We start from the raw sequence: 26005 nt of genomic DNA, 5'->3' as shown, positions 1-26005 counted from the left end.
CAGGGTCAAGTCTCGGGTAGTGAGAGTCGAGTTGGGCGGGGCGACGAGCCGACAGTCGAGTCCTGAAAACTGGTCCCCGCGGGCACCGTCATTCGTCGTTCAACTCTTCGGACCGCTGGGTGGCAGTGCCCACGGCGTTGATCAGCATCGTGCGGAGGCCGTGCTCTTCCAGCGATGACACGGCGGCGATGGCCGTCCCGCCCGGTGTGGTCACCTCGTCGCGGAGGATGGCCGGGTGCTTGCCGGTGTCGATTGCGAGCTTGGCGGCCCCATACACAGTTTGCGCCGCAAGCTTCGACGCGTCCTTGCGCGACATGCCCTGCTTCACGCCCGCATCTGTGAGGGCCTCGATAAACATGTACACGTAGGCGGGGCCGCTGCCCGAAAGGCCCGTGACGGCGTCCATGTGCTCTTCGGGCACCACCACGGCCTCCCCCACCGCCTCGAAGATGGAGCGTGCCTGCTGGAGATGATCGTCCGTCGCGTAGGTGCCCGCTGTGAGGGCCGTTGCCCCCACGTCCACGAGGGCCGGCGTGTTGGGCATGGCTCGAACCACCGGCTGATCCTGACCGAAGCCGAGTTGGAGACGCTCGGTCGTGATGCCGGCCAGCACGCTGATCACGAGCACATCACGTTCGACGTGATCGCGGATGTTGGTAATCACCTCGGCCCGACTCTGCGGCTTGATGGTGAGGAGAATGATCGAGGCGTCCTGGACGGCGGCTACGTTATCGGTGGTGGTGCGGAGTCCCGGAAACTCCTCGGCCATCTCGTCGAGGGCGGATTGGGTCCGCCGCGTAGCGATGACGTTCTCAGAAGCAATCAGGTCCCCGCCGATCATCCCCCCGATGAGGGCACGACCAATGTTTCCGGCCCCGATGACGGTCACCGTTTCGTCAGTGAGCATACCAGATCAGATTACAACGCGTTAGCAAGTGTGCGCGAGGAAAGTACAAGCTTCTTACTAAGGCAATTTGTGAGCTCTACGCCCGAGACGCTACCTCCAAATTCATTGGGGCTGAAAGCGAATCGACCGGTCCCTGGTCGGCCCTACAGCGTTCCTTTGGTTGAGGCCACCTCGGCGCGGTCCGGACTTCGGCGAGCGGCGGCGCGGAGGGCCCGGGCTGCCGCCTTGAAGAGCGCCTCAATCTTGTGGTGGTCGTTGTGGCCCCGCAGAACCGTGAGGTGCAGATTGCAGCGCGCGTGCTCGGCCACCGAGCGCCACACATGCTCGACCATCTCGGTCGCGAGGTCGCCGACGCGATCCCGGTCGAAGGCCGCCTCCATGCGGCAGTAGCTGCGGCCCGAAAGGTCGATTACGGCCCGGGCGAGCGCGTCGTCCATCGGTACGTAGGCGTGTCCGTAGCGGGCGATGCGGGTCTTGTCGCCGAGTGCCTGCCGCAATGCCCGCCCCAGCCCGATGGCCACGTCCTCGACGGAGTGGTGCTCACCGACCGCAAGGTCGCCCTCACAGCGAACTGTCAGGTCGAGCCCCCCGTGCTTGGCGAAGAGTTCGAGCATGTGATCGAAGAAGCCCACTCCCGTGTCGACGTCGTAGGTACCATCGCCGTCCACTGTCAGATCCACGGACACCTCGGTCTCGGTGGTCGCTCGCTCGACGGTGGCGGTGCGAGGAGGGAATGAGGAGTCGGACATCGGGGAGATGAACGTCGATCCGAGAAATAAGCGTATTGGAGGGTGATGTCGTCCGGATCGCTCCAGAGGCCCGGCCTCTCCGGAACGGAACTGCACACCGGCGGCTGGGCTGAGAAACAACCCGCAGGAACGGTTCTCAATCCGAAAGAACCAGGCACCCGTGCAGGGCATTTTCACGAGTGGCTCACGGGCCTCGAACACGCACAAGAGGCCATTAGTTCTTATACTCTGTGATAGAAACACGCCGTCGTCTATCGTTCTGTTGACACCGAGAATAGAATAACGAAGAATCGTGGCAACGTACAGCGAAGCCGATTTTGAAGACAGCCGGTTCGATTACGGAGAGCGGGTCCGGATTCTCCTCCGCCACCCGAAGCACGGGGGCATCTACGGCGAGGCCGAGGGCACGTGTGCCGCCCGAGAGAAAGATGTCTCCTTCGAGGCGCGCGACGGTACGGAGCGAACCAAGACCCTGGTGTGGCTGAAGGACATCGACGGATACGAGAAGCCCCACGATAACCTCCCAGACACGACGAAGGAGGTGGACGAGGCGTGGTTCGCCGAGGAGGCGCTGCGCAAGCGAGAAGGAGATCCGCTGGATGGGGTGAGCTTCAACTGAGGATCGTTTCGCGTTGCGTACTCCGTATCTCGCAATATCAACGTCGAGAGAAAAGAAAACGCAATACGCAACATCAACTCTCGGAACTCCCAAATACTACACATCCGAAGCCTCTCTTTTCTAATGGCCGATTCCTCTCCGACCGAGCGTCTCCTCGTCACCGCAGCCCTGCCGTACGCCAACGGTCCGGTCCACATCGGTCACCTCGCCGGGGCGTACCTGCCCGCTGACCTGTTCGTGCGGTACCAGCGGCTCCGGGGGCGAGACGTCGCTTTCATCTGTGGCTCCGACGAGATGGGCGTCGCCATTCTCATGCGGGCCATTCGGGAGGATCGGGACCCGCAGGAGATTATCGATACCTACCATCCCCAAATCCGTGACAACTTCGAGCGGTTCGGGATGAGCTTCGACTACTACGGGCGCACCTCCAGCGAGACGCACGTCGAGACGACGCAGGATTTTTTCCGCGTGCTCGACGAGAAAGACCTCTTCAAGCTCAAGACCGAAGAGCAGCTCTATGACCCGGAGGCGGAGATGTTTTTGGCCGACCGCTTCGTCGTCGGGACCTGTCCGGTCTGCGGCTACGAGGAGGCGTACGGCGATCAGTGCGAGCAGTGCGGCTCGTCATTGAGCCCCACCGAGCTCGAACGTCCCCAGAGCACGCTCACGGACGCATCGCCGGAGCTGAAGGAGACCACGCACTGGTACCTGCCGCTTGGAGACCTCCAGCCGGACCTCGAAGCCTGGATCAACGACCACCCCGAGTGGAAGAACAACGTCCTCGGTCAGATTCAGAGCTGGTTCGACGACGGCCTGAAGGACCGTGCCATTACCCGGGACGTGCCGTGGGGAGTGCCTGTGCCCGAGGACGTGGCGGCCCGGCACGGCCTGGAGGCGGAGGGGAAGGTGATCTACGTCTGGTTCGACGCGCCCATCGGCTACATCTCGGCCACCAAGGAATGGGCCCGCCAGCAGGGCACGCCCGAGCGGTGGCGAGACTACTGGCAGGATGAGGAGACCGATCTCGTCCACTTCATCGGGAAGGACAACATTGTCTTCCACTGCATCATGTTTCCCGCCATGCTCATGCAGCATGGCGAGTACGTCCTGCCGGAGAATGTACCGGCGAATGAATTTCTGAATCTCGAAGGGCAGAAGCTTTCGACGAGCCGGGGCTGGGCCGTGTGGCTCCATGAGTATCTCGACGACTTTGAAGATGAGCGCCACGGCCCGGATCTGCTCCGCTACGCGCTGGCCACAACTCTTCCGGAGACGGGGGACGCCGACTTTAGCTGGGAAGAGTTCCAGCGACGGGTCAACGGCGAGCTTGCCAACGTCTTTGGAAACTTCGTCCACCGCACTCTTACCTTCGTTCATCGCTACTTCGACGGCACAGTGCCTCCTCTGGAGGCCCCCTCGGAGACGGACCAAGCCATGCTGGAGGCCATCCGCGAGGTGCCCGGCACGGTGGGCACCGCCTACGAAGAGTACCGGACGCGGGAGGCGGTCTTCGAGACGATGGAGCTGGCCCGCCGCGGCAACAAGTATTTGAATGAGACGGAGCCGTGGCACACGCACGAGGACGACCCTCAGGCCTGCGCGAACACCATTCACATCAGTCTACAGGTCTGTGCGGCGCTCTCGATTCTCTTCGAGCCGATTTTGCCCAGCGCCGCGGCACAGCTGCGAGACACCTTGCGCCTGCACCCGGTGCGCACGAGCACGCCCGGTGCCGATCCGGACGACGCCTTCGGCTGGGAGGACGCCGCCCGGCCGCTCCTCTCCCCCGGACACCCCCTCGGCGAGCCGGAACCACTCTTCGAAAAGATCGACGACGAACGAATCGAGGCCCAGATCGAGAAGCTCCGCGAGCGGGCCCGCAGCCAATCTTCCGAACCCGCCTCTTCCGATCAGATGCCCGACGACCTCAAAGATCCCATCTCGTTCGACGACTTTACGGACCTCGATCTCCGAGCCGGCACCGTCACCGCTGCGGAGCCAGTGCCGGACGCGGACAAGCTCCTGCGGTTGGAGGTCGACATCGGCCTTGAGGAGCGCCAGATGCTGGCGGGCGTAGCCGAGCAGATGGATCCCGACGACCTGATCGGCCTCGACGTAGTGGTCGTGGCCAATATGGAGTCGAAGGAAATGTTCGGGTTCGAGAGCCAGGGCATGGTGCTGATGGCCGAGGAGCCCGATGGGACCTTCGTGCCGGTGACTACCGACGCAGAAGAAGGCTCCATTGTGCGGTAGTAGTCGTGGACGTGGAGGACGGCTCCAACCGTTACTTGACCGGCACCGCCTGCGGCTCCGTCAACCCGACGCAGTCCCGCTCCGCAGAGCTCCGGTGAGATGCGCTGCCCAGTCTACGTTCTCCTTGCCTCCCTGCTCCCGATCCTCATCGGCTGCGCGAGCGGTCCCGAGATTGCACAGCCGCCCACTCAGCTGTCCGAGATCAACCAGGTCCTCGACCAGGCCGACGCGACCATCCTGTGGGTCTCCGGAGAGCGGATTCCAGATGCGGAATACGTTCGCGTGTCGCCGGATTCCATCTGTTACCGGATTCATATGGATCCTGCAGGACCCGGCCGGTGGGAGCGCCCACCCCTGCCGGACAGGGATGAGAAGACCCGCTGCCGGTCCATCCACGCCGTGCAGCGGATCGAAGCACACGTAGGAGGGGGAGGAGGATTTATCGGTCTCGCTGCGGGGGCTGCTCCGGGCACGATCCTGGCAGGCATCTCACTCGTGCGGGGAGTTACGCAGGACTGTGGAGAATCGTCGTCGTATTGTGGGTTTGGGGCTCTAATCGGACTGTACTGGGGCGTAATCGGTAGTGTGGTTGGAGGGCTACTCGGAGCGATCATCGGTGAGGTGTCCGATACCGATCGACGTGTGATCTACCGAGGTCCCGTTGACGAATACTTGATGCGATGAATTAGGTCTTCCTACTTATGCCGTTGGCCATCATGTCCGCAATGGACATCGAAATGGAGCTCTACTTGGAGCAATGCACGCTCCAGGCCACTACTGAACGAGCGGGCCTTGCCTTTCACGAGGGCCGCTGGCAGGGCCACGATCTGGTGCTCGTGCGGGCCGGAGTCGGGAAGGTGAACGCCGCCCTCTGCGCCCAGCTGCTGATCGACGTGTTCGACGCCCAAGCCATCGTTTGCACCGGGTCCGCCGGGGCGGTGAACCCGGCGCTCGACATTGGAGACATCGTGGTGGCGGAGGATTGCGTCCAGCACGACGTCGTCGTGGACTTTCTTGGGCTGCCCCGCGGACAAATTCCGTTCACTGACCTCCGCTTTTTCGAAACCGCCCCCGATCTCCGCCGGCGTGCACAGGCGCTCTCTCTCCCCGACCACACCATCCGCCCGGGGCGGGTGCTGACAGGGGATACATTCATTGAGGACGAAGAGCATCGCCGGCAGCTCCGCGAAGAGCTAGAGGGGGACTGTGTGGAAATGGAAGGAGCTGCCGTGGGACAGGTGTGCGCGGTTAACGACGTGCCTTACTTGGTCGTCCGGGCCATCTCGGACCGCGCTGACGGCACTTCGGATGTCGACTTCGAGGCATTTCTAGAAGAGGCTGCCCGCTCTTCCTCCCAAACCGTGCTCCGGCTTCTGGATGCTTTCGATCCGACGGCCGACACGTTCTCAGCCTCAACGACCTAGGTCTTCTGCGAACCTTTACCCCCAACTCATTTTTGCTTCAACCCCTCCTGTAGGCAGGAGGCAGTACTCGTGAACAGGGGACGATCTGTGATGTATAACTTCGGCGTTGTGCTTAAATGGATGTGAGTTGCCTCTATGAGGTTCTATACATCCGGTCTTAATCACGAATGTGCCTCCCTTGACCAAACGGAGGAGTTTGCGTTGAGTCCGGAGGATCAAGAGGCCCTGTACGATAATCTCAGCCTCAGTGAGGGCGCAGAGGTCGTTATTCTCTCGACCTGTAACCGGACCGAGGCCTATCTTTACGGCACAGAGGCGGATGTTCGTCAGGTCGAGGCGATGCTTGGGCAGGCGGCCGGGAAGGGCTGGCCGTCAGACGCTGCGTTCCGGGTCCGCGACGAGTCGGCGGTGCGCCATCTCCTTCAGGTCACCAGCGGCCTACGGTCGCTTGTGCTTGGAGACAGCCAAATCTTTGCTCAGGTCAAGGCTGCCTACGAGCGGGCCGTGGACGCCGGGGCCGTGCACTCGTTGATGCATCGTCTCCTGCACACAGCGTTTCGTGCGTCGAAGCGCGTCTCGTCGGAAACGGCGCTCGAGCAGGGCGCCGCCTCCGTCTCGACGGCGGCCGTAGAGATGGCTCGCCAGGATCTCGAAGCGTATGCCCGCACAACCTCCTTCGTGGAGACCGACGTTGCCCTCGTGGGAGCGGGCAAAATGGGGCGACTCGCCCTTCAGGCCCTCACGGAAGAGCCCCTCCAATCGCTGACCGTCGTCAACCGGTCCTCCGATCGCGCCCGGGAGTTGGCCCTCGCATACGACGGAACGACCAGACCCTGGCGCCACCGCCACGACGCCGTCGGGGCGGCGGACCTCGTTTTCGTCGCGACGGGAGCGCCCGATCCAATCCTTCACGCCTCGGCCCTGCCAGCGCAGGACGACGCCCCCTCAACCCTGATCGTCGACATTGCCATGCCTCGGAACGTCGATCCGGCCGTCGCCGACCGTTCGGGGTACCGGCTCTACGATCTGGACGACCTGCAGGCCTGGACGGAGGGGGTACAGGAGCAGCGGGCCGATGCCGTTCCGGAGGCGGAGTCGATTTGTGAGGAGCTGCTCGAAGACTTCGTGACGTGGGTGTTTCACCAGCAGGCGCTCGAGCCCGCAATCCAGGCCATCCGGAATACCTTCGACACGATTCGGGAGCAGGAGGTCGAGCGTCACGCCCACCGCACCGACATGAATCGGGAGGAGGTGGACCGTCTCACGAAGTCGATCATGCAGAAGCTCCTGGCGGTGCCCATCGTTCGTCTGAAGAACGTCGACCCCGACAGCATCGACTTCGTGCAGGGCATCGAGCTGCTGCACGCCCTCTTTGCTCCGTCCGACGACCCTCCCCGTCGGTCTCTCCCGGAGGCCTCTGAGGACGACCGCCCCAACCTCGTGGACGCTCCCTCCCGGTGTCCGTACCTCACCCACGACCCGGCGACCGATGGGGCGGAGGACCAGCACCTTCAGCACGCGCTCAACTTGCAGGCAGAGGCCCACGACGACTCCCAGGAGGCACCCGGATCGGCGGAGTGAACGTCCGGCTCGCCGACTCACGGTGCGATTCGCCCCTGCGGATGACTTTTCACGGTCTCGTTCCCTCCTCTGTCTGTATCCAAATCCCCCCAGGCCCCTGTCATGCCGGTTCCCGATCCTCTCGTCCTTGGCACTCGAAGCAGTGAACTGGCACTGCGGCAGGCCAACGTCGTACGCTCGAAACTCGAAGCAGCCGGCCACAGGGCCGAACTCGAAACCATCACGACTCGGGGGGACGAGTCCACCGATACGCCAATCTCGGAGATTGGCGACGAGGCCGTCTTCACGAAGGAGTTGGATCGCGCCTTGCTCGAGGGCGAGGTCGATCTGGCCGTCCACTCGCTTAAAGACATTCCCTCCACCGTCCCTGGAGGAATTACCCTCGCAGCCATCGGCGAGCGACCACACCCGCTCGACGCCTTCGTGGCGCATCCGTCGTTCGAGGGGCACCTCGACGATCTCCCGGAGGGGGCGACCGTGGCGACCTCGTCCCTCCGTCGCACGGCTCAGCTGCTCACGTGGCGCTCAGACCTCAACATCGTCCCTGTTCGTGGAAACGTTGACACGCGACTCGAGAAGCTTACCGAGAGTGACTGGGACGGAATGGTTCTCGCTGTGGCCGGCCTCATGCGGTTGGGACTTTCGGTCCACATCCGCGACCGCATCGACCCTTCGATCATGATTCCGGCGGTGGGCCAGGGAGCGCTGGGCATCGCATGCAGGGAAGAGGGCGAGTCCCTCCGGGCCTTCCTGCACGACGTGCTTCACGATCCGCCCGCGGGCTACGCTGCGGTCGCTGAGCGGGCCTTCCTCCGACGCGTTGGGGGGGGCTGCCAGGTGCCCCTCGGGGCCTGGGCGCGGCTGGAGGAGGAGACGCTCGTGCTGGACGCGTGCATCGCTGCCCTCGATGGAACGGAGCACTATCGGGACCGGCGGCGGTGCGACCCGGAGGACGGGGAAGAAGTGGGCCGACAACTGGCCGTTGACCTTCTGGAGGCGGGCGGGGAGGCCATCCTGGAGGAGGTGCTCGGCGACCAGCGCCGGGAGCCCACGGGATCGCCCTTTCGTCCCTGACACTGCCAGAGCAAACAGGTCCGCCGATGCCCGAGTCGCTAGACGTCATTCTCCTTCGGTCGGCCGACGATCCCGATCCGTACCGGGCTACGTTCAGCCAGGCCGGCCTGCGTGCAGCCTGCGAGCCGGTGCTCTCGTTTGTATTCCCGAATCAGGACGCCCTGCGGAAGCGGCTCCGACGGCGCAAGCAGTATGCCGGGATTGTTGCCACGAGTCCTCGCGTGGCGGAGGCGCTCGACCGTGCCTTTTCTGCGGAGGCCGAACTTGCCGAGGCATGGCGGGGTGCGCCCGCCTACGCGGTCGGGCCGAAGACGGCTGGGCGATTGCGGGAAGTGGACCTTCAACCACGGGGGGAAGAGGCCGGCACGGCCGAGGCTCTCGCCCAGCGAATCGTCGACAATGGTCCCGCTGCCCCGCTGCTCTTTCTCTGCGGCAATCGTCGGCGCGACACGCTCCCTGACCAACTGGTCGAGGCTGGGGTCCCGTTCGAAGAACAGATGGTGTACGAAACGCGAACGCGCAGCACTCTCGATCTGCCGTCTCCGGCTGGAGAGACGTGGCTTGTCTTCTTCAGTCCCTCGGGGCTTGAGGCTGTGCAGCAGGCGGCCTCCGTCGACCCGTCGGCCTACCGCGTAGCAGCCATCGGCCCCACGACCGCCGGGGCCCTCGAAGATGCCGGCCTCGTCGTTGACGCGGTCGCCGCGGCGCCTGCCCCGGACGAACTGGTCGCCGCAATTACCGCCGCCCGTGAACAGGGCGAAGCCTCGGATGAACGTTAGGAGTCGGACTCCCGGAGCATCCCGTCGATGGCCGCCCGAAATCGTGCCGTGGCCTGCCCGGGGTCGTTGGCGGTGGCGACGGCCGAGAGGACCGCAACCCCGTGCGCCCCAGCGTCGAGGGCGGTCCGGACCCGATCGTGGGTGACGCCTCCAATGGCGATCACGGGAATGGGAACGGCCTCACAGGCCTCTTCCAGGCCTTCAGGCCCTTTCACCGACTTCGGGTTCCGCTTCGAGGTGGTCGGAAATACTGGACCGAAGCCCAAATAGTCGGCGCCCATCTCGTGCGCCTCGACGGCCTGGGAGGCATTGGTCGTCGTCGCCCCGATTGTGCGCTCCGCGCCCAGAACAGTGCGGGCCTCGCCCACCGGAAAATCATTCTGCCCCAGATGCACGCCCTCAGCCCCAACCGCCTGCGCGATATCGACCCGATCGTTGACGATGAGGGGGACGGAGGCATCCTGGCACACCTCGGCGACCCTGTGCGCCTCTCTCAGCTTGTTCTGTATGCCACCGTGCTTCTGCCGAAACTGAATGGAATCGGCCCCGCCCCGGATGGCGAGCTGGGCTAGGTCGGCGTGTGAGCGCCGCTGCTGGAGGTGAAAGTCGGTGAGCACGTGCAGGCGACCGATGGCCTGGTCGGGCGGGCTCGGCTCTCCGTTGGTTGAAGGGCTCTCCATGAATCTGGATCTGAAGCGTCTTGGGGCGTTCTTTTTCACCCTTCACACGTGAGTTCCTGCACGGTTCCCCGTTCAGGAGCGTCGAGCCAACCCACGCTCCACCAAATTTGGTACACATGAACACCTCTGCCTCACTCGTCGAGGATGCACGAGCCATTTTTCGGGCCGCGGTGCAGCGCGTTCAACCTCCCGAATTGTTCGGGGCCTCGGAGCCGTCGGACTGGGCCCTGCGCCCGATCGAGACCTACGATACAGTTCGTCTCGTGGGACTCGGAAAGGCCGCGATGGCCATGGCCGGGGTCGTTGAAGAGGGTCTTGGAGGCCTCGTGGACGAAGGGACGGTGATCGTTCCGGAGGGAGCCCCGGACACCTATCCCGAAGATTTTCCGGCTCCGTCGACCGTGACAATCAACGAAGGGGGACACCCCATTCCCACGCAGGGCAGCGTGCGGGGCGCCCGGCGAATTGTAGAGCAGGCGGAGGCCGCCAGTGAGGAAGACCTGCTGATCGTTCTCGTTTCCGGAGGGGGGACTGCCCTCAGCACACTCCCGAGAGAGGGGCTAGACCTCCATGACCTCAAGACGACGTACCACCACCTGCTGACCGGTGGGGTTGACATCCATGGCGCAAACGCGGTTCGCAAGCACCTGACGCAGGTTGGAGGCGGACAACTTGCCCGGATCGCCCACCCGGCAGATGTTGTCGCGCCGATCGTATCCGACGTCGTGGGAGACGTTATTTCTGTTATTGCAAGTGGGCCTACTGTCCCTGATCCCTCCACCTACGAGGACGCCATGCAGGTGCTCTACCAGAACGATCTCTGGCACGATGTGCCCGCCCCGATTCGGTCACACATTGCCGAGGGGGCGCGGGGGAACCGTCTGGAGACGCCGGGCCCGGGGGCTGACTGCTTCGAGCGAACAAAGAACGCGGTGGTGGCCACCAACCGGACCGCCCTCGACGCGGCCAAGGAGGCGGCCGAGAGCAGAGGGTACAGAGTCGCGTCCGTCCAGGAGGACGTCAGCGGTGAGGCTCGCACGGTGGGGGAGCAGCACGCCCGCACCCTGCTCCGTGAATCGTCGGCGCGTCCTACGTGCTGGCTTTGGGGCGGAGAGCCTACCGTCACGGTCACGGGCGACGGGAACGGAGGACGGAACCAGGAGGTGGCGCTGGGGGCGTCCCTGGTACTCGAGGACACAGGGCGGTCGGCGGTGCTGCTCAGTGGGGGCACCGACGGCATCGACGGGCCGACGGATGCTGCCGGGGCCTGGGCTACGCCCTCGACCGCCGACGAAGCCCGCGCCGCCGGCTGCGACCCGCAAGCACACCTGGAGGCAAACGATGCCTACCCGCTGTTCGAGGCCATCGATCAGCTCATTCGGACGGGGCCAACGCACACAAATGTCATGGACGTGCAGATCGGGCTCACGGGCGCCCCGTGAAGCGACAATGGACCGCTTCTCGTCCCCACGAGACCGGGCGGTGGAGCCGAACCGGATCGGTCTCCCGTCGTTGGGTTAGGCGACACCCGCGCCGCACTTCCCCCACCGATGTCTCCCGACCTATGCCCAATCGACTCGCCGAGGAACAGAGTCCCTATCTCCGCCAGCACAAGGATAACCCTGTCGACTGGTATCCGTGGGGCGAAGACGCCTTCGAAACGGCCCGTCAGGAGGACAAGCCGATCTTCTTATCCATCGGCTACTCTACGTGCCACTGGTGCCACGTGATGGAGCGGGAGTCCTTCGAGGACGAAGAGGTGGCGCAGGTCCTAAACAACGGATTCGTGGCCGTCAAGGTGGATCGGGAAGAGCGGCCCGATGTGGACAGCATCTACATGGACGTGTGCCAGATGATGCGCGGACGCGGGGGCTGGCCGCTCACCGTGCTCCTCACACCCGACCGCAGGCCCTTCTTCGCCGCGACGTACCTGCCGAAAGAGGGGCGCTTCCAGCAAACCGGACTCATGGATCTGTTGCCTCGCGTCCGGAAGCTCTGGGAGAACGACCGCGAAAAGCTCCTCGACGATGCGGAGGAGGTCACGAGTCTTCTTCGGCGATCCTCGGAGGAGGACGAGACGGGGAGCACGCCTGGGGAGCAGCTCCTCGACGAGGCCTTCCGGAAGCTCTCGCGGCAGTTTGACTCGACGCACGGGGGATTCGGGTCCGCCCCGAAGTTTCCGGCGCCGCACAACCTGCTCTTCCTGCTCCGCCACTGGCACCGGACGGGGGAGGGGCGAGCGCTGGAGATGGTGACCGAGACGCTCGACCAGATGCGGAGGGGCGGCCTGTTTGATCAGGTCGGATATGGATTCCACCGCTACTCGACCGATCAGCGATGGGTCCTCCCGCACTTTGAGAAAATGCTCTACGACCAGGCCATGCACGTTCTGGCGTACGCGGAGGCCTACCAGGCCACCGGCGAGGATCGCTACGAGACCACCGCGCGGGAAGTGCTCACGTACGTGATGCGGGATCTCCAGGCCCCGGACGGAGGGTTCTACTCGGCGGAGGACGCCGATAGCCTGAACGAGGAGGGCGAGATGGAAGAAGGGGCCTTCTACGTCTGGTCTACCGACGAGGTGCGCGACGTGCTGGCGCCGGAGCTTGCGGAGCTCGTGATCGATGTCTACAACATGAGTGCCGAGGGCAACTACCAGGAGGAACGCACCGGCGAGCGGACCGGCAAAAACGTGCTGTACCTCGACCGCCCCCTCGCCGTGGAGGCCGAGCGACACGACATGAGCGAGGAGGCCCTTCATGAGCGTCTGGAGACGGCCCGCGAGGCACTCCTCGAGCAGCGGGACGCGCGGCCCCGGCCGGGCCTCGACGACAAGGTCCTGACAGACTGGAACGGGCTCATGGTCGCGGCCCTGGCAACGGCCGCCCGTGCCTTCGGTGAGCCTGACTACCGGAAGACGGCCTGCCAAACGGCCCAGTTCGTGCTGAACACGATGCACGACGCTGAAGGACGCCTGCTCCATCGCTACCGAGAGGGCGAGGCGGGCATCCGGGCGACCCTTGACGACTACGCATTCCTGACTTGGGGCCTCCTCGAGCTGTACGAGGCCACGTTCGAGCCCCGGTGGCTACAGGCGGCTCTCGACCTCACGGACTCGTGCCTGGACCGCTTCTGGGACGCCGACGGCGGCGGGTTCTACATGACGCCTGAAGACGGGGAAGAACTCATCGTTCGTCCCAAAGAAGTGACGGATGGGGCCCTTCCGTCCGGCAACTCGATCCAACTGATGAATTTGCTGCGTCTGGCGCGGTTCACAGGCCGAACGGAGTTCGAAGAGCGAGCAGCGGCGCTGAGTCGCTGGGCCGGGTCGAGCGTCCGGAGCCGTCCGACCGGGTTCACAGCGCTGCTCGCCGGTCTCCACTGGGCGGTGGGTCGTCCGCGGGAGGTTGTCGTCGCCGGTGAACGGGGCGGCGAAGACACCCAGGCCCTGCTTCAGGTCTGCCACGACACCTACACCCCAACGACCGTGGTGCTGCACCGCCCGCCCGGCGATGCACCGGACGTGACCGAGGTGGCGCCCTTCACGAATTCCCAATCGCCGCTAGATGGACGCGCCGCCGCCTACGTCTGCCGGGACTTTCGGTGCGAGGCGCCGACCACAGATCCAGCGGAGCTCGAAGAGCAACTCCGGAAAAGTGCTCGCCCGGTGGACACGGGCTAATCCATCATGTCTGTTCACTAGTTCTCGTTCACCATTTGCAGCTTCGATCCATGCGTAACGTATATGTCGTGTCTGCCGTTCGCACCCCCATTGGCCGATTCGGCGGGGCTCTAAAGGATCACTCGCCCGTGGATTTGGCCGCTCCAGTAATGCGGGCCGCCCTCGACCGGGCCGACGTGGATGGCGGAGGGCTGGACCTCTACATCTTTGGAAATGTCCTGCGCGCCGGCCACGGTCAGCTTGTGCCCCGTCAGGCCGCCCTGCAGGCCGGTATTCCTGAGAGCATCGACGGTTACGCCGTGGACATGGTCTGCGCCTCCAGCATGATGTCGATTATGAACGGAGCAACGATGGTGAAGGCGGGAGAGGCAGACCTCATTCTCGCCGGTGGCACCGAGTCGATGTCGGACGCCGGATACTATCTGGACTCCGGGGCGCGGTGGGGCTACACGCTCTCGCCAGGCGGCGAACAAGTGCTGGACATCATGCAGCGGGACGGCCTCAGCGATCCGAACAGTGGGGAGGCCATGGGCGAGCAGACCGAGCGCCTCTGCGCCGAGCACGACATCAGCCGCGGCGAACTCGATGAGATTGCGGCGGCGTCCCAGCAGCGGGCTGCTGAGGCGTCGGAGAACGGGCATTTCGACGACGAGATCACGCCGGTCGAGTACGAGACACGCTCCGGTCCGGAGACACTGGAGTCCGATGAAGGCATTCGGCCCGACACGACCGCCGACGGGCTCGCGAACTTGAGTCCGGCCTTCGTGGAGGACGGAGTCTTGACCGCCGGCAACAGCAGCCAGATTTCCGACGGCGCGGCGGCGGTACTGCTCGCGAGTGCCGACGCAGTGGAGGCCCACGGGCTTACGCCCCTCGCAACGGTGCATCGGGGCGGCTGGTCGGCGCGCGAGTCGTGGCGTTTTCCGGAGGCCCCGATCCCGGCCGTCCACAACGTGCTCGACGCCACCGACACGGCCCTCGACGACTACGATCTCTTCGAGAACAACGAGGCCTTTGCCATCAACAACATCCTTTTCCACCGCGAGCTGGATGTGCCGTACGATCGGCTGAACGTTCACGGAGGGGCCATTGCGCTGGGGCACCCCATCGGCGCCTCGGGCACCCGGATCACCGTGACGCTCCTCCACGCCCTTCGCCAGCACGGCGGTACGATGGGCCTGGCGTCCATCTGCCACGGCACCGGCGGCGGCGTGGCCCTGGCCATCGAGCGGACGTAAACGCCGCTACGATCGCGGAAGGCAACGGGCAACGTCCTGAACGGCCCGGAGATAGAGGGGCGGTCCGCCCCCGTTGAGACGACCCTCCGTGCCACGAGCGTTCTCTTGTCCTTCGAAGTCGAAGGCCTCGTCAACCCGAACCGATTCGCCGGAGAGCCTCAGGTCGGCGGCGTGGGAGGACGGAAGATAGACACGGAGCGGGCCGCCCACGGTCTCAAGGTGGGTCTCCTCCGACGGGGCACCGCGGTAGGTGAGGGCCCCTCCCCGAACTCCAGCCTCACAGCACCCGCCCACGTCCTGGAGATGGAGAGCGGCGCCCTGAACGGTCACCTCCATAGAGCCGCGGACGCTCTGGACCGTTGTAGGAGCGGCCACCGAACGAAGGGTGGTAGACGTGGCCTCCACGTCTTCGAGGGCGACGGTTCCGCTCGTCCACTGGAGATCAAGAGCCATGTCGGCCCCGTTTCGAACGGCAAGGAGGCCTCCCCCGCCTCGCACGTCGAGGTCTCCGTGGAGGCCTTCCGCCTCCACCGTGCCTCCCATCACGTCCAGACTGACCGCTCCCAGAAGATCGGAGACGTTGACAGTCCCTCCGGGCGCGTGGATCTTCAGGTCGATGGCAGGAGGTATCGCGACGTCGAGCTGGACAGACGCGCGGTGCTTGCGTCGCCACCGCCACGTATCCGGGTCGTTCTCCAGCGCAGTTCCGGCGATGGACAGTTGGTCGTGGGACCGTTTTGTGGTCAGACCCCTCCGGTGGAGGACCTCACTCGCCTGATCAGCATTGGAGTCCAGGACCACTCCGAGCACGTGCACGCGCTCATCATCGGTGCGGGGACCGACCTGCACCCGGGCGCTCGGCACCTGGACATTCAGGACACTGAGAGAAGAGGCCTCGAATGCCCGGTCCATCAGTACGGGCGCCTCGTGGGTCGAGCTCGGAGGAGACATAGGGACGCTCGGTGGGTGATCGCCGGCTCAGAAGGTCGTGTTTGAATCGAACAACCAATCCACTCCCCCAACTGTTCAGACCGCGATGGAGCCCCTTCCAACCAATTTTTTCGCGGAATCGACCGTTTCGACGGCGCGGCATCTGCTCGGGGCGCACCTCGTGCATGAGCATCCGGCCGCGGGGCGTCTCGCCGGCCGCATCGTAGAAACAGAAGCCTATACTGAGGACGACCCTGCCTGCCACGCCTCTCACCTCTCCCGAAATCCGGAAACAGGCACGATCACCGGCCAAGGCCGAGGGCGTGATCTCTTCGCCGCACCGGGAACGGCTTACGTCTATCTCATCTACGGCGTGCACTGGCTCCTAAACGTGGTCACGGAGCCGGAGGGGACGGCCGGCGCCGTCCTGATTCGTGCCGTGGAGCCGATGGCGGGCGTGGACATCATGCAGGAGTGGCGGAGCCGGCCGACGACGGATCTCACCAACGGTCCGGGCAAGCTGACGGAGGCCTTCGGCGTGGACGATGAGCAGCACGGGATGGACCTCACGGGGCCGCCCCTGTATTTGGCGGACGGGGAGGCCGTGCCGGACGAAGAAGTGGCGACCTCGAGCCGCATCGGCATCACGAAAGGCGTCGAGCGGCCCTGGCGGTGGTACGTGACCGGGAGCTCGTTTGTCTCCAAGGGCACACCCAGCGACCAGAAGTAAGGAGTGCGTGGTGCATGCCGTGTGTGCACATGATCGAAGCCACTGCGCACTACGAATTACGCGCAGCGAAACACGGAACACATCCCTGGAATCCTCACCGCGCTTGGCCGTACATACACCGGTGGAGTCCTATTTTCCCGTCCCGACTATCCGCCACCCTGGAAAGGCACAGGCCCCCATGGGCCATGTCCTGACAGGCGGTCCTGCTGCTTCCCCGCTGTTTCGCGCGATTTGAATAAGACCTCCTGGGCAACGCTCCGATGAATCCGCACCTTCAATCTGGCGTTGATACGACACGGACCTCCGAGGACCTCCGACGGGACTTCCTGCAGTTCTTTGAGGAGAAGGACCATGAGATCGTCCCGAGTGCCTCGCTCGTGCCGGAGGGCGACAGCACGCTGCTCTTCACGAACGCCGGGATGAACCAGTTCAAGGATGTCTTTCTGGGAACCGGTCGACGCCCGTACTCCCGGGCGGTGGACACGCAAAAGTGCCTCCGGGTGTCGGGCAAGCACAACGACCTGGAAGAGGTGGGGCACGACACCTACCACCACACCTTTTTCGAGATGCTGGGCAACTGGAGCTTCGGCGACTACTTTAAGGCCGAGGCCATTCGGTGGGCCTGGGAACTGCTGGTGGAGCGATGGGGACTTGCGCCGGACCGGCTCTACGCCACGGTCCACGAGGGGGACTCGGAACTCGGCCTCGAGGCCGACGAGGAGGCCTACGACCTCTGGCTCTCCGAGACGCCCCTTCCCGAGGCGCGCGTGTTGTACGAGCCCTCGAAGGAGAACTTTTGGATGATGGGCGACACGGGGCCGTGCGGGCCGTGCTCAGAGATCCACGTCGACCTGCGGCCCGAAACGGCGCGCACGGAGACCCCTGGCCGGACCCTCGTCAACGAGGACCACCCGCAGGTCATGGAGCTCTGGAATCTGGTGTTCATCCAGTACAACGCGCAGTCCGACGGGAGCCTGGAGGCCCTCGAGGACCAGCACGTGGACACCGGCATGGGCTTCGAGCGCATGGTGGCCGTGCTGCAGGGCGAGGAGTCGACCTACGACACCGACCTCTTCGCGCCGCTCCTGCAGGCCATCGCCGACCTCTCGCCCCGCGACGAGGTACGCGGCTACGACGACCTTCGGATTGAGGACGACGACGAACACGAGAAGGCGCGCATTGCCCTCCGCGTGGTGGCCGACCACATCCGGGCCATCGCCTTCGCCATCTCCGATGGCGTGATGCCGGGCAACGTGGGACGCGGCTACGTCATTCGCCGCATCCTGCGCCGCGCCGTCCGCTACGGCTACCAGACCCTAGGCCTGGAGGAGCCGTTTCTACATCGCCTCGTTGAGCCCTTGATTCAGAAGATGGGTGACCAGTTCGATGGGCTGGCGCAGCAACAGGACTACATCGAGCAGGCCATCGAGTCGGAGGAGGAGAGCTTCCTGGAGACCCTCGGCACCGGCATCGAGTTCTTCGAGCGCGTCGCGCCCTACGTCACGAGCTTCCGTGAGAAGGACGGCGAAGTGACAGACCGCCTCCTCGGAGAGATTCAGCAGGACCGCCAGGCGATGGACCTGTTGGAGAAGGCCTACGTGGACACCGACGACCGGGGCGAGCTCCTCCGCGACTTCGCCCGCACGGCCCGGGAGGGAATCCTGCCCGGCCAGGTGGCCTTCCTCCTGCACGACACGTACGGCTTTCCCATCGACCTCACGCGGCTGATGGCCCGTGAGCGCAACCTTGGGGTCGACATGGAGGGATACGAGAAGTTGATGGACCGCCAGAAAAGTCGGGCCCGGGAGGCCTCCGAGTTCGAGGTCGACCAGAGCGACGTGCATGCCTGGCAGACCGTCAGTGAGGGCGAGTCGTCCGTGTTCGTCGGGTATGACCAGGAGGTGGTGCAGGACGCCGAGGTCCGGGCTGTGCGCGTCGTGGAGATGGAGGAGGACACGCGGTACGAGGTGGAGCTCAGCCACACGCCCTTCTACGCCGAAGCCGGGGGACAAGTCGGGGACACCGGCACGCTCCGCCTTGGGGACGAGGAGGTGCGGGTGCTCGACACGCAGTACGAGGGCGAGCGTATTGCGCACACTGTGCCTGACCTGCCCGACGCGCTGGACACGTCGGTGGAGGCCCGGGTCGACACGGAGCGTCGGCGGCGCATCCGGGCGCATCACACCGCCACCCACCTCATGCACGCGGCCCTCCGGCAGACGCTGGGCGACCACGTGCAGCAGAAGGGCTCGCTCGTCGCCCCGGATCGGCTCCGGTTCGACTTTAGCCACTTCGATGCCGTGGCGGAAGATACGCTCCGCGACCTCGAGCGACAGGTCAACGCGGCCATCCAGCACAACATTCCGAAGGAGGAAGCGCGAAACGTGCCGATCGATGAGGCCCTCGACCGTGGGGCCATCGCCCTCTTCGACGAGCAGTACGGCGACCGGGTGCGCGTCATCACCTTCGATCCCGAGTATGGCCCTGAGACCACCTCCACCCCTCGGTTGGGGCGCAGCATGGAGCTCTGCGGGGGGACCCACGTGGACGCCACCGGCGAGATCGGCCTCTTCCGGTTCCTGTCTGAAGGCTCGGTGGCTTCGGGCGTGCGCCGCGTAGAGGCTGTGGCGGGAGAGGCGGCGTTGGAGCACGTCGAATCGCAGCTCGACGAACTGATGCAGGCGCGACGGCAGTTCCGCTCCCTCCAACAGCCGCTGCCGGACGCCATTGCTGCGCTTCAGGACGAGCGCGATCGGCTTCAGGACGAGGTCGAGCAGCTCCGTCGGGGGCAACTGGCGAGCAAGCTGGACACCTTTATCGACGAGAACGCTACGACAGTCGACGGCGTGACTGTCGTTACCGGACGCCTCGACCGCGCCGATACGGATGATCTTCAGGAACTGGGGCAACAGCTGCGCGACAAACTGGGGGAGGGGGCTGTGGGCGTCCTCGGCAGCGTGGGAGAGAACGGAGAGAAGGCGCACGTCGTGGCCACTGTGGCCGACGACCTGATCGCGGAGGCCGACCTCCAGGCCGGATCGCTGGTGGGCACGCTCGGCGAACGGCTCGGGGGCGGCGGGGGCGGACGTCCGTCGCTGGCCTCCGCCGGGGGACGCGATCCCGAGGCGTTGAATGCCGTCCTCGACGACGTTCCCTCCCTGGTCCGGGAGCATGTCTCCGGAGGCCACCCGCAGTAGATGAGCGTCGGACCCGGCCTGTGGGGCCGGATGCCGCGGCTGGGTTGCAATTCACCGTCGGGATCCCCATGTTCTAGCCCTCCTGTTTGAGCGATGTCAAACCTCTCGCAGGCACGAAAGCCGGCATGACTATTCCTGAGTGTCCCCCCAGCTTGTCGGGCCTTCGGACTCCCCTCGTCTGGACCCTGGCTCTCGCGACGGGGATGCTCCTGGGAAGCTGTGATTTGCTGGGCGTCAGCGAGAAAAGCGCTCAGCGCCCTGTCCTTGAGCGCTACGTAGAGGCCTCGACCCCGGCCTACAACTGGGAATCCGTCAGCGAGACCACCGTCGACGGGGTCGAGTGCGCTGAGCTGCGCCTGACCTCCCAGCGGTGGCGCGGCATGCGCTGGCGGCATCAGCTCATCGTGGCTGAGCCCCCCGCGTCCGGATCCTCGAAGCACGGTGCACTCATAATCGGGGGCGGGACCCAGGATGCCCTGCGGGAGGCGACGGACCCGAGGTCGGGAGAGGCGCCTGAGCAGTGCGAGTTGCTCGCGCAGGCCGCAGAGGTGTCCAACCAGGCGGCAGCCTTCCTCCGGCAGGTCCCCAACCAGCCGCTGTTTGGGGGCCTCACGGAAGACGAACTGATTTCCTACACGTTCGACCAGTTTCTAGAGAATCCCTCGGAAGACACCTGGCCGCTTCTGTTGCCCATGACGAAGTCGGCGGTGAAAGCGATGGACGCGCTGCAGGAGTACTCCGCCGAGAACTTCGCGGAGAGGCTTGAGAAATTTACCGTAACCGGCGCCTCCAAGCGAGGATGGACCACCTGGCTGACCGCTGCGATGGACGACCGAGTGTCCGCACTTGCGCCGATGGCCTTCGACATCTTGAACATGAAGGTCCAGCTCGATCACCAGCTGAAGGCGTGGGGCGACCACTCCAGCCGCATCTCGGCCTACACGGAGCGGGGGCTTCCCCAGGTTGCAGACACCCCCGAGGGCGAGAAACTGTTCGAGATCGTCGATCCCTACCGCTACCGAGATCGGGTGTCGGAGCCCAAGCTGATCATCCTCGGCACGAACGACTCCTACTGGCCGATCGATGCGCTGAATTTGTACTGGAAGGAGCTTCAGGGCGAAAAGCACGCGATGTATTTGCCGAACGAAGGCCATGGGGTGCAGAACGCCGAGCGGGTGCTTGCAACGGTGGCCGCCTTCGCTCGGGCAGCCGCGGGCGAATTCTCGTTTCCCGGGATCGACGCGTCGTACTCGACGGGGGCCGGAGGCGGCACGCTCACCGTGACGCCCACCAAGACGCTCGGCCTGGAGCCCGATGCGGTTCGTCTCTGGCGGGCGACCTCTACCGACCGCGACTTTCGCGACGCCGAATTCAGCGCCCGCACGATGCCTGCGCAGGACGATGGGAGGTATCGGGCCAATGTGGCGCGGCCCGATCAGGGCTACCGGGCCCTTCTCGGGGAAGTCGTATACAAGGTCCAGAACCGAACATTTACCCTCTCAACCCGGGTCCGGATTCTCGCAGCCGAGGCGTCTAGCTCCACCGCTCCCCCGTTCAGCGCTCCGGGGAATTGAGCGGCTGCCGACGGGGGACGAGTAGAGATCCCGCTTTCGATTCATTTCCCGAACCCTTCACACGGCCCGGAAGCCCCGATAAAGAGCGTCGCGTCTGGGGTAAATGCAAACATAGTTGAAACAGGGAGCAGGGGGTCTTCGCCTCACTGCTACTCGTCGTCGGTGGTTGCTTCTTTTAGCGCTTGCTTGAGTCTCGGGAGATCTCGGTAACCGTCAAGACGACGGAATCCGTCTTCTGCTTCCAGCAGTGCCAGGGCCATCCACTGCTGTCGCTGCGGAGAGTGGTGCCAACGCTTCACATCGTCGATGTAGCTTTCAACATCTCCCATGAGGCTCTCGATACAGTTGGCGGCCAGGGAGGCTTTTGCCAAGCTCGTCGAAGAGCCCGAGTCGACAGGGCGTGAGCGTGGCCTCCAGGCCCTCCTGAAGGGAGCGAGCAGCCGTGCGGTTGATCTGCTGCAACTCGGCGTGGACATTGGTGAGCCGTTCTTTGGCAGCTTCATAGGTCGTCTCTTGATAGGCCCGCTGCAGTTTCCGTCGCCACGTCTTTTGATCATCCCCCGGCAAGTAGCTGAGCACATTTCTCCGCTTGTGCCACTGGCAACGTTGAATCTCAGCTCGATCCCCGGAAATCTCGTCGATGGCCTTGTGCAGTCCCTTGCTTCCGTCGATGATGCACAAAATACCCTCCTCAAAGCTGAGTCCTCGCTTGATCAGATCCCGGAGCATCTCCTTGATCGACCGGGCGTTCTCCGTCGTCGCCTGCGCAGGGCCGAGCATCTTCTTGTAGCCAGCCTCCGTCACCCCCATGCAGAGGGTCTCCCTGCTCACCGGCGACCCGTTTTCCGTCGATCCAGAGAGCCAGAAAGTTCTCCTCCTCCAGAGACCGACTTTCAAACTCCTCCAGGGCCTGCTGGGCTCGCTGTTGAAACTGGCGGCTCACCGAGGACCGGCTCAGGTTGAACCCATCGACAAATTGGCCAGCGACCCGCCCGTAATCCCCCTGCGAGAGGCCCGGAAGAATCGCCCGGGTCAACTCCTCGCTGGTGTCGGCGCTTTTCATTGCCTGATAGCTCTCCAGCGTTTGCTCCTCCCCGGCCTCTTTGTCCCGCACCCGGGGCACGTCGATCGGAACCTTCTCTTCGCCGATTCGAATCGAGCCTGGATCCGAGCCCCAACGGCACAGATGCTTGTCAAAAGGTCGCTCGCGGCTGTGGCGCTCTCCAGCTAAGGCTTCGACTTCCTCCTCCAGTATCTCCTCGGCAAGAAGGCGAGCCATCTTCGCGTGGTGTTGAAGCAGGTGCAGTTTTGTGTCGATTGGTCCGTCGAGAACGTCTCGAAGCGTCTCAGAAGTTGGCGTCTCTTCGTCGGCAGGGCTATGTTGAGTAGTCATAACGGGGTTCTTCTTCGGTTAGAGGTTGGTTGCTTGTGGGCCGAGGAAGAACCCCTTCCTTGGTTCCAACTTCAACTAACTCTGAATGTACGCCACAGGGGGGGACACAGATGCTCTGCGGTAGTAAACTCAGGAAGATCTACCAATCCACCATTTAGGCCTGACGAGCCGACCGGAAACTACTTCAGATTGATCCCAATGTGAAAGAGGCGCTGCGTGACAACCGAATCAAAAGAGCCGAATGACCTAGCGAAGTAATCCCCTACGCTGTCGGCCTCTCTTCGCCCGACGGTCCGATGAGTGAACCCAAGTGTAAGGCCGAGGTCGCGTCCTCCTCCGGCACCGATGAGGTCCACTAGCTTGATCGCTAGGTCGACGGTTCGCGTGCGGCCGAGAGGCCTCTGAGAGCTGGCGCCGTTGTAATCATGGAAGTACCCCGGAGTAAAGGTCAGCGCGCCCTCGATGACAAGGTTCCCGATCACCGGTTTGCGCCTGACGCTTTGCAGGTCTGTAAAGTGGAGGCGCCCTCCTACCCCGGTGCCGAGACCAGCACGAAAGTACTTAAAGTTGGACAGGGCGTCCTGCTGATATCCTGCTCGCAGTCTAATGGGAATAAACATCGCGAGCGGAACGGTCCCGATGAATCGCGTGAGGTATACGTTCCCTCCCAGCGACCCGCTGATGGAAAACGCGTCGCCCCTCCCGACCCCGACCGCAAGGGTCCCGTTTTCTCCAGATACGCGAAACGTGTTTAGGGAGCTACCGAGCGTGTCGGAGCTGCTAGCCGGTGCGCTGCGGCGGCCGAAGGTGAGAGACTCTGCCTGCGATGGGGAGGTTGCCATGAGTTGCACTGTCGCGCCTCCGGGAATTGACCTCTTCAACTCAATCTCTTTGTTCGGGCCCGGCGCTACGGCCTCCCCTACGGCCCCGTAGACGTCCTGAGAAGCAATGGCCAATGAGCGGTCGTTGGGGGGGACTATGACCGAGAGCGTGATTTTGAACGTGCCCACGGAATTTTGCTCTGAGATACCGGTACGTAGCAGATCATAGGTGATAGCAACGCCCTCGTCGGTCCGTGTTGCCTGGAGGTTCCTGATCAACACGTCGTCGCTCGACTGAGCCGTGAGACGACCCAGGGAGACCCGCCGGGTGACCGAAGAATTTGTGCCGACAGCAACCGTGCGCACGCTGGGGATATAGCCACTCTGGGCGACACGAACCTCGTACGTGCGCCCTTGCTCTACCTGCGTTTGGAACGGAGTGGCTCCTGTGACCGACCCGGAGAGAGCATCGCCGGTCACGGTTACTGAGGCCCCTTTGGGCTCCGACTTAATCTCGAGCGATGACTGCTTTCGCTCGAGCTGCGGTCGTATGGTTTTGGTCTGCCCGGTCCCCACCGAGAGCGTAGTGTCCTGGGACCGATAGTACCGCCGCGAAACTATAACCGTGTGCTCAGTGCCGGCGCGGACCCGCAGTGCCTGGTCGCCCTTGAAGGAACGACGTTTCCCATCGACGCGAACCGTCGCCTGCCCGGATACGCCCTCGACATGGATGTTCCCGTACCCCTGCTCCAGTTGAACGGTGTCCCGCCGGGCCGCTCCAGGTCGTACCGCAAGGGTTGTATCGAGACGCCGGTATCCCCGCTTCTGGATCACAAAACGCTGGTCTCTCGCTGGCAGGTCTTCGAACCGCGCCGGGGCATCGGCTGAGGTGTCCCGAGCCATGCTTTTGACGCTAGCCCCCGAAGGCCGAGTATGAACGATCACGGATCCTGTATAGACGAGACCGAAGACCTCTCCGTCCGCATTGAAGCTCATGATGGCCTCTCGTTGCTCTCTCTCATCCTCAATAATGAGCGGAATGTTGCGGATTTCGTAGGACCCGTCCGCCCGCTGGGCCAACCTGCGAGTTAGCCGAGGCTCAGTGCAGTAGAACGAGGACTCGTTCCACCGGCGCTGGATCTCCATGCGTCCTTCTCTCGTCACCAGAGGACCCGACAGGCGGGGACGGCGTCCGGCGTTTGCAGCCCGGTTGAATTCCGAGAGTATGGTGGTCGCGCTGTTCTCGATCGCGCTCACCGTGCGTGGGGGCCCTCCCGAGAGCTGCACGGTGGTGGTCTGCTCCTGCCCGAGCGCCAGAGGCGCGCAAAGCGTCCAGCAGGCGATTGTGAGCAGCGTCAGCAGTGCTGGTTCTCCGTTTGTTTCCACCATGAGCCGAGCTTCTCTCTGATTCGGAATCATCTCTAAATGGGATAGACGTACCGGATTTGGTACTTCGACAGGTCGTATGTGTCTGCCAGCTCGGTTTCCCCCGAGACATCGACCGCATTGCCCGACTTCAAGTCGACCCGCTGCCCCCCTTGGCTGGGCCTGTAGACGGCCTCGACTGTGCCGTACTCGGGGCCGGCAAGAACCTCGACGAATGCGTACCACTCCCCGGGTTCAGGTACTTTCGTGCCCGCCCTGATCTCGCCTCTGCGCTGGAGGGAGTCGACCTGTGCCCGAAGCGTTTGGACATTCTGGATATGAGCCAGTTCCTGGATGAGCGAGGAGGGTGCAGGGGCTTCGCTCTGAGATGGTTCTTGTGGCTGTTCTACACCTGAAGGGGTTGTCTCCGCGCCGGTAGGTTCGGCCGTCTGATCGTTGCCGGTCTGGTCGTTGGGGGACGCTTGTCCTTGCTCAGCGTCCGAGTCCTGGTGGCGCTGATCCGACGGCTCCTGATTCGAGTCGCTCGTCGACTCCCGACGGGTGCTTTCTGAAGAGCTTGAAGGGGAGGAGGAGCGTTCAGGATCTTGACGGCTTGTGCCTGCCGGGTCCTGCTCGGCTGTCTGTTCGGCGCTGTCGCCCACCGTGCCCTCGGCACTGTCCGCGGGCGTCTGTAGGGCCGGGGCGGCGCCGGCGGCCGAAGTAGAGGGCTGCGTATTCGACGCCACTTTGTTTTCTGCCGTTGCCCCCGGCTGCTCGTCTCTGTCCGCTGGAGAGAGCAAGCCGGGCGCGAAGTACCACAGGCCAGCCGTGACGACGACTAGGCCCATGAGGAGCCCCCCTAGTGCCCGCCAGACGGCATTCGGGATAGGTTTCCCAAGAACCCATCCTGGGGACCCATCGTCCTCCGCTACAGGACCAAAATCTTTGGGGATGGAGGCGGGGGGCTCTGGAGTGGCTTCCCCCCGAGCGGAAGGTGCCCGATGGTTCT

Annotated in this window: 22 protein-coding genes; 13 read left to right on the top strand and 9 right to left on the bottom strand. The window is 64.1% G+C overall.

Annotation, left to right across the window (positions count from 1 at the left end; translation table 11 throughout):
* Window positions 1-88: 88 nt before the first annotated feature.
* A complete protein-coding gene (gene proC / locus ABEL04_RS00335) occupies window positions 89-907 on the bottom strand; it encodes a pyrroline-5-carboxylate reductase (RefSeq protein ID WP_375800376.1) in 819 nt (272 codons plus the stop codon).
* 143 nt (window positions 908-1050) lie between these two features.
* Window positions 1051-1656, bottom strand: coding sequence for an imidazoleglycerol-phosphate dehydratase HisB (gene hisB, locus ABEL04_RS00330; RefSeq protein ID WP_375800375.1), 606 nt, complete (start codon window positions 1654-1656; stop codon window positions 1051-1053).
* 292 nt (window positions 1657-1948) lie between these two features.
* On the opposite strand from hisB, the gene ABEL04_RS00325 reads away from it, so the two are divergent.
* The 7 genes from ABEL04_RS00325 to ABEL04_RS00295 all read left to right on the top strand — a co-directional run bounded on the left by ABEL04_RS00325 (window position 1949) and on the right by ABEL04_RS00295 (window position 9386).
* Window positions 1949-2275 (top strand): hypothetical protein, encoded by a 327-nt coding sequence (locus ABEL04_RS00325; protein ID WP_375800374.1) that lies wholly within the window; start codon window positions 1949-1951, stop codon window positions 2273-2275.
* Window positions 2276-2398: 123 nt separating this feature from the next.
* Window positions 2399-4528 (top strand): methionine--tRNA ligase, encoded by a 2130-nt coding sequence (gene metG, locus ABEL04_RS00320; RefSeq protein WP_375800373.1) that lies wholly within the window; start codon window positions 2399-2401, stop codon window positions 4526-4528.
* Window positions 4529-4627: 99 nt separating this feature from the next.
* Window positions 4628-5212, top strand: coding sequence for a hypothetical protein (locus ABEL04_RS00315; protein ID WP_375800372.1), 585 nt, complete (start codon window positions 4628-4630; stop codon window positions 5210-5212).
* Window positions 5213-5229: 17 nt separating this feature from the next.
* Window positions 5230-5952 carry a 5'-methylthioadenosine/adenosylhomocysteine nucleosidase gene (locus tag ABEL04_RS00310; RefSeq protein ID WP_375800371.1) on the top strand — a complete coding sequence of 241 codons (723 nt, stop codon included), beginning with the start codon at window positions 5230-5232 and terminating at the stop codon, window positions 5950-5952.
* 135 nt (window positions 5953-6087) lie between these two features.
* The gene (gene hemA / locus ABEL04_RS00305) at window positions 6088-7533 is read left to right on the top strand and encodes a glutamyl-tRNA reductase (RefSeq protein ID WP_375800370.1); all 1446 of its coding nucleotides are present in this window, start codon (window positions 6088-6090) and stop codon (window positions 7531-7533) included.
* A 102-nt stretch (window positions 7534-7635) separates the two neighbouring features.
* On the top strand, window positions 7636-8607 hold the full coding sequence (gene hemC / locus ABEL04_RS00300; RefSeq protein ID WP_375800369.1) for a hydroxymethylbilane synthase: 972 nt from the start codon (window positions 7636-7638) through the stop codon (window positions 8605-8607).
* Window positions 8608-8633: 26 nt separating this feature from the next.
* Entirely contained in the window at window positions 8634-9386 is a 753-nt protein-coding gene (locus ABEL04_RS00295) for a uroporphyrinogen-III synthase (RefSeq protein WP_375800368.1), read from the top strand.
* Here ABEL04_RS00295 and thiE read toward each other — a convergent pair.
* The gene (gene thiE / locus ABEL04_RS00290; RefSeq protein WP_375800367.1) at window positions 9383-10066 is read right to left on the bottom strand and encodes a thiamine phosphate synthase; all 684 of its coding nucleotides are present in this window, start codon (window positions 10064-10066) and stop codon (window positions 9383-9385) included. The genes ABEL04_RS00295 and thiE overlap by 4 nt on opposite strands.
* Window positions 10067-10182: 116 nt before the next feature.
* On the opposite strand from thiE, the gene ABEL04_RS00285 reads away from it, so the two are divergent.
* From ABEL04_RS00285 to ABEL04_RS00275, 3 genes are all read left to right on the top strand, one after another.
* Complete coding sequence (locus ABEL04_RS00285; protein WP_375800366.1) at window positions 10183-11508, top strand: glycerate kinase; 1326 nt, start codon at window positions 10183-10185, stop codon at window positions 11506-11508.
* 122 nt (window positions 11509-11630) lie between these two features.
* Complete coding sequence (locus ABEL04_RS00280) at window positions 11631-13748, top strand: thioredoxin domain-containing protein (protein ID WP_375800365.1); 2118 nt, start codon at window positions 11631-11633, stop codon at window positions 13746-13748.
* A gap of 50 nt (window positions 13749-13798) precedes the next feature.
* Window positions 13799-14986: a thiolase family protein gene (locus ABEL04_RS00275; protein WP_375800364.1), complete on the top strand. Its 1188-nt coding sequence runs from the start codon at window positions 13799-13801 to the stop codon at window positions 14984-14986.
* Between the two features lie 6 nt (window positions 14987-14992).
* Here the strand turns inward: ABEL04_RS00275 and ABEL04_RS00270 are convergent, their stop codons facing one another.
* The gene (locus ABEL04_RS00270; RefSeq protein WP_375800363.1) at window positions 14993-15937 is read right to left on the bottom strand and encodes a hypothetical protein; all 945 of its coding nucleotides are present in this window, start codon (window positions 15935-15937) and stop codon (window positions 14993-14995) included.
* An 85-nt stretch (window positions 15938-16022) separates the two neighbouring features.
* On the opposite strand from ABEL04_RS00270, the gene ABEL04_RS00265 reads away from it, so the two are divergent.
* The 3 genes from ABEL04_RS00265 (at window position 16023) to ABEL04_RS00255 (ending at window position 21417) form a co-directional block, all read left to right on the top strand.
* The gene (locus tag ABEL04_RS00265) at window positions 16023-16646 is read left to right on the top strand and encodes a DNA-3-methyladenine glycosylase (protein WP_375800362.1); all 624 of its coding nucleotides are present in this window, start codon (window positions 16023-16025) and stop codon (window positions 16644-16646) included.
* A 245-nt stretch (window positions 16647-16891) separates the two neighbouring features.
* Complete coding sequence (alaS, locus tag ABEL04_RS00260; protein ID WP_375800407.1) at window positions 16892-19843, top strand: alanine--tRNA ligase; 2952 nt, start codon at window positions 16892-16894, stop codon at window positions 19841-19843.
* Between the two features lie 125 nt (window positions 19844-19968).
* On the top strand, window positions 19969-21417 hold the full coding sequence (locus ABEL04_RS00255) for a PhoPQ-activated pathogenicity-related family protein (RefSeq protein WP_375800361.1): 1449 nt from the start codon (window positions 19969-19971) through the stop codon (window positions 21415-21417).
* Window positions 21418-21566: 149 nt separating this feature from the next.
* Here ABEL04_RS00255 and ABEL04_RS00250 read toward each other — a convergent pair whose 3' ends face one another.
* The 5 genes from ABEL04_RS00250 to ABEL04_RS00230 all read right to left on the bottom strand — a co-directional run.
* Window positions 21567-21746 (bottom strand): hypothetical protein, encoded by a 180-nt coding sequence (locus tag ABEL04_RS00250; RefSeq protein WP_375800360.1) that lies wholly within the window; start codon window positions 21744-21746, stop codon window positions 21567-21569.
* Window positions 21733-22197 carry a transposase gene (locus ABEL04_RS00245; RefSeq protein WP_375800359.1) on the bottom strand — a complete coding sequence of 155 codons (465 nt, stop codon included), beginning with the start codon at window positions 22195-22197 and terminating at the stop codon, window positions 21733-21735. The genes ABEL04_RS00250 and ABEL04_RS00245 overlap by 14 nt, the downstream gene beginning before the upstream one ends.
* Window positions 22109-22696 carry a transposase gene (locus ABEL04_RS00240; protein ID WP_375800358.1) on the bottom strand — a complete coding sequence of 196 codons (588 nt, stop codon included), beginning with the start codon at window positions 22694-22696 and terminating at the stop codon, window positions 22109-22111. The genes ABEL04_RS00245 and ABEL04_RS00240 overlap by 89 nt, the downstream gene beginning before the upstream one ends.
* Window positions 22697-22989: 293 nt before the next feature.
* On the bottom strand, window positions 22990-25020 hold the full coding sequence (locus tag ABEL04_RS00235) for a PEGA domain-containing protein (RefSeq protein ID WP_375800357.1): 2031 nt from the start codon (window positions 25018-25020) through the stop codon (window positions 22990-22992).
* Window positions 25021-25052: 32 nt separating this feature from the next.
* The coding region (locus ABEL04_RS00230) for a hypothetical protein (RefSeq protein WP_375800356.1) at window positions 25053-26005 on the bottom strand (953 nt) is incomplete at its 5' end.

The sequence above is a fragment of the Salinibacter sp. genome, from assembly GCF_042218895.1.
Lineage (GTDB): Bacteria > Bacteroidota > Rhodothermia > Rhodothermales > Salinibacteraceae > Salinibacter.
The sequence above is the reverse complement of the archived record's forward strand: the minus strand, read 5'-3'. Positions and strand labels throughout refer to the sequence as shown.